Consider the following 1,600-nt stretch of genomic DNA (forward strand, 5'->3'; position numbering starts at 1 on the left):
ACAACTCTCAACCCTCAAAGGGCAAGAGTCAAAAACCTATTTGTAAAACAGCAACTGTAACTATTGCAATACTACAATCAGTTACTACCCCAACCACAACTACCCCTACAATAGTCACCCCGACTATTATCACACTTTCAGACGACACTTACACTCTTACTACTACCGAGAGTACCACTATAACCGCTACAACTGTCGGTAGCGTCTTCACTAACGACCGCCTAAACGGAAAACCTATTGATATCCAAAAAGTAATCTTTAGCTTGTTACCGCAATCTACTCCTAATACTTTCATCATCACTAAGGAGGGTAATATTATTGTCCCAGCTCATACCCCAATAGGGCGCTATACCTTAAATTACCGTATTTGTGATAACTCTCAACCCTCAAAAAGCAAGAACCACAAGCCCGTTTGTCAAACAGCAACCGTAACCATAGTAGTGCGACAAACAGTTACTACTCCAACCATTGCAACAAACACCACTGTCACCGCTACTACTACCCCTACAGTCATCACCCTTTCAGACGACACCTATACTATCACAACCACACATAGCACCACTACTACCGCTACAACTGTCGGTAGTGTCTTCACTAACGACAGTATGAACGGAAAGCCAATTGATATCCAAAAAGTAATCTTTAGCTTGTTACCGCAATCTACTCCTACCTCTTTCGTTATTACTAAAGAAGGCAATATCATTATTCCAGCTCAAACTCCAATAGGGCGTTACACCTTAAATTACCGTATTTGCGATAATTCTCAACTGTCAAAAGACAAGAGTCAAAAACCTATTTGTCAAACAGCAACTGTAACCATTGTAGTACTACAATCAGTTACTGCTCCAACTACTACAACAAGCACCACCGTCACCGCTACTGCCCCCCCTACTATAGTTACCCCTACCGTTATTACCCTCTCAGATGACACCTATACTATTACTACTACCGAGAGCTCCACTACTACCACTACAACTGTCGGTAGTGTCTTTGCTAACGACAGTATGAACGGAAAACCTATTGATATCCAAAAAGTAATTTTTAGCTTGTTACCGCAATCAACACCTACCTCTTTTGTTATTACTAAAGATGGCAACATTATTGTCCCCTCTCATACCCCAATAGGGCGTTACACCTTAAACTACCGTATTTGCGATAATTCTCAACCCTTAAAAAACAAGAGTCAAAAGCCTGTTTGTCAAACAGCAACTGTAACCATTGCAGTACTACAGTTAGTTACCCCCCCAACCACGACTACCCCAACCACAACAAGTACTACCATCACTGCAACTACTACCCCTACCGTTATCACACTTTCAGACGATACCTATACTCTCACTACTACCGAGAGCACCACTACTACCGCTACAACTGTCGGTAGTGTCTTCGCTAACGACCGTATGAACGGAAAACCTATTGATATTCAAAAAGTAATTTTTAGTTTGTTACCGCAATCTACGCCTAATACTTTCATCATCACTAAAGATGGAAACATCATTGTTCCAACTCAAACCCCTATAGGGCGTTACACCCTAAATTACCGTATTTGTGACAACTCTCAACCCTCAAAGGGCAAGAGTCAAAAAACTATTTGTAAAAC

The 1,600-nt window shown here is 41.3% G+C and carries 1 pseudogene; it reads left to right on the plus strand.

Annotation, left to right across the window (positions count from 1 at the left end):
- A pseudogene (locus HMPREF9074_RS12345) lies at nucleotides 1-1,600 on the plus strand (hypothetical protein); the annotation flags it as partial.

The sequence above is a fragment of the Capnocytophaga sp. oral taxon 329 str. F0087 genome (assembly GCF_000213295.2).
Classification (GTDB): domain Bacteria; phylum Bacteroidota; class Bacteroidia; order Flavobacteriales; family Flavobacteriaceae; genus Capnocytophaga; species Capnocytophaga leadbetteri_A.